2 protein-coding genes are annotated in these 3,203 nt (G+C 39.2%); both read left to right on the top strand.

Annotated features, from left to right (window positions below; all coding sequences use genetic code 11):
* Nucleotides 1-5 precede the first annotated feature (5 nt).
* Nucleotides 6-2,483 carry a hypothetical protein gene (locus tag COU51_01460; GenBank protein ID PIR66898.1) on the top strand — a complete coding sequence of 826 codons (2,478 nt, stop codon included), beginning with the start codon at nucleotides 6-8 and terminating at the stop codon, nucleotides 2,481-2,483.
* 294 nt (nucleotides 2,484-2,777) lie between these two features.
* Nucleotides 2,778-3,203, top strand: a 426-nt coding sequence (locus tag COU51_01455; GenBank protein PIR66897.1) for a hypothetical protein, incomplete at its 3' end; no start/stop codon positions are given.

Raw genomic sequence — 3,203 nt, 5'->3', positions numbered from 1 at the left:
AAGAAATGTGGAGAGTAAGCTTTATGGCTGATGGCCAAGATATGCTTTTAACTTATGTTAAATTTACAAATCTTGGTTCATCAAATGACGCCGATATCCAGAATGTAAAGCTTTTTGATGGTGCCACACAACTTAATGGAACTGTTTCACAGCCGACCGCAAAAGAAATTGTTTTTGATTTAACAACAATGGCTGATGGTGGATATAAAATTCAATCAGGACAAACAAGACAATTCACTTTAAATGGTGATATTGTTGGCGGAACAGACCGCACATATAAATGGACCATTCAAAAACAATATGATGTAAGAGCAAAAGACATGGAATATGGAACATGGGCATTTGTTGATGATTACGACGCTACTGATGATGATGCTTTTGGTGTTGTAACACAAAAAGTTGGTGGAACAGAAACAACAACTACAATCAACACAGGTTCTTTAACTGTTGGTTTAGCATCGGATTCTCCAAATACAAACATTGTTTACAATGGTTCTAATCTTGTATTAGCAAAATATAATTTCAAGGCTAGTGGAGAACAAGTAAAGGTTAAAACATTAACAATGAAATGTAATTCTAATGACGGAGCTCTATACATTGATAACTTTTTAGTTAAATTTGATGGAGTCCAAGTTGGGAGCACAGATTCTACAATTAAGTGTGATAATGGAACAGACTCAACAGCTTTCTCTTTTGGTAACTCTGTTATCTTGGGAGTTGGCACAACTCACTCTATTGAAATTATTGGTGATTTAACCGATAGTTCAGTAGCAGTTGACGATACCGTCGTTGTTTCAATCGTTTCTGGTACTGCAGAAGGAAAAGATTCTTTAACGAATCTTGATTCGAGTGTATCTGCGACAAGTGGTCATAACTTGACTGTCAAGGGTGCGACATTGAGTGTCTTTAAGAACACTTCATACACCGACAGAAGCTCAGCACAGCCAACAGGTGTAACTAACGCGCAAGACGTAAAAGTTGCATCATTTATCGTTGTCGGCGGAGCAGCAGAAGATGCTGACATTAGCCAAATCATCCTTCGTGATGATGCTACCTATTTTATGGGCAATAATTTCCAAAACATGGTCTTAAAAGACAGTAATGGAAATATGGTTGGTTCAGCAATTTCTAGCTTAAACACTTCTGACAGCACTTATACCTTTACACCTGCAAATGCTATTAGAATCGGCAAGGGTGAACAACAGGTATATGACGTTTATGCTGATGTAAAATCAAGTGTAACTAACTCTGGAAGTGCTGTTGCTATGCTAGAGGCTGATCAAGTACTTGCTACAGGTGTTGGTACTGGTTCAAGCGCAAACTTTGGTACAGCAGGAACAGATACAACAGATATAGCATTACAAAGTGTTTACTTGGCATTGCATGGTAACTTGACCGTTGATGAATCAGCCGATACACCGGTTGCGCAACAATTGGTACTCGGTTCAACAGGCGCGTCTTTAGCTAAATTTAAACTTAGCGCAGACGCTGTAGAAGACATCACGGTAACTGAGTTTACTGTCGCGCAAGATATGTCAACAGGATTTGGAGTTATTAGCGGACCGCACTTTACAAGCGCGCGTTCTGCGACAGGTTCAATCAAGAACTTGAAGCTCTATAACGGCAGTGAATTACTTACTTCAGTTTCAGCTTTTGATAGCACCAATAACTCACAAAGCGCAATCGCAACTTTCAGCGGATTTACCTTGAATATCCCAAAGAACCAAAACGTTGTTTTGGAAGTCAAAGGTGATTTATCAAGCTTCTCTGATGGTGGCGTCCCAAGTTCAACACATAGATTATTTGTTCCAACAGAAACAAAACCATCTACAAAAGCTGTAGATAACGGCGTTGTTGCAGTAGGCGCAGGAAGCGGAATCTCGATGTCTGGGGCAGCCTTGGATTTCCTTGGCGGAACACAGACAACTGCTGATGATAGCGTATATGGCAGTTATATGGACTTGGTCAGAGCGAAATTAACGCTCGCTCATGCGTCTGATTCTCCAAGCGGAAGCTCCGCACCGTCAACCGAACAAACAGTTGCTAAGTTTGTTGCTACAAATAGCGCAAATGCAGGCAGTTACTCAGTACATCTATATAAGATGAACCTTGAGGTATCTTCGGTCGGTGCATCCTTCCCTGTATCAGGCACAGTCAACTTGAAGGTGTATAAGGATTCTATTTCCGGCTCAAACGCATTGATAACAACTGATTTCAATGGTTCATGGGCAAATGCAACACAATTCTATAGCACCAATGTTCAGACCGACGCAGCATTTACAGATCTTGAACTTGCTGCCGGTTCTAGCAGGACGATTGTCGTTACAATTAACACGTCACAATCCGGCTTTAGCGCAAACGATACCTTGAGTGTGGGTGTTGCGGCTAATGACCTGATGTGGAATGACAATAGCGGTGACCGTTCATATGACTACTATGTTGTAGACACATTGCCACTATCCGGCAAGACATTAGTCTACTAATAGATAGCCACTCTCTTGCATAAGCGTTATTTATAGCGCAAAATGCAAACAAAGAGCCCCCGAAAGGGGGCTCTTTGAAATGTTAATCTGTTTGTTATTTTAACCACTTTTTTGTCATTCCAGTTAATCACTTTTTGTCATTCCAGCGAAAGCTGGAATCCAGCATTTATTCGACTCCTCCCTTCGGAGAAGGGAGGTAGGGAGGGATTTAATAATTTATAAATCCTCGTCTGTTCCCTCCTTCGGAGAAGGAGGGAACAGACGAGGCTAATATCTTGTTTTTTTCCTTATAATATGGTAGTTTGGTATAATAAATATATTATTATGAATATCTATAAACTTGAAAAAATAGGTCGAGGAATTATCTATATTTTAGCCTTTTTTCCTTTTATCGTAGTTCCGCATACTTTGTGGCCTTTTGTTTTTATTCCGAATCTCATTTTTTATTGTTTAACAGCGGTTTTATTAACCTTGCTATTGATTATTTTATTTAAGGATAAGTTTAATGCGTCTATTAAAAGAAATAATCTTGTTTTTATAATTTTGAGTTTTGTCATCGTAATGGCAATAAGCGCGATTTTTGGAGTTGACGCGCAAAATAGTTTTTTTGGTTTTCAGCCAAGAATGGGCGGATTGCTGGCATATTTGGCTTATTTTGGCTGGCTTATTTCAATTATCTTTTTTTTAGACAATAAAGAAAAGTGGATTTTTTTTATAAAG

The sequence above is a fragment of the Parcubacteria group bacterium CG10_big_fil_rev_8_21_14_0_10_36_14 genome (genome assembly GCA_002772895.1).
GTDB lineage: Bacteria > Patescibacteriota > Patescibacteriia.
Note: the sequence above shows the minus strand (reverse complement) of the source record. Positions and strands in the feature narration are given on the sequence as shown.

Coding starts and splice junctions, on each gene's coding strand:
- COU51_01460 (PIR66898.1), top strand. CDS start 6: ATGTGGAGAGTAAGCTTTATGGCTGATGGCCAAGATATGCTTTTAACT.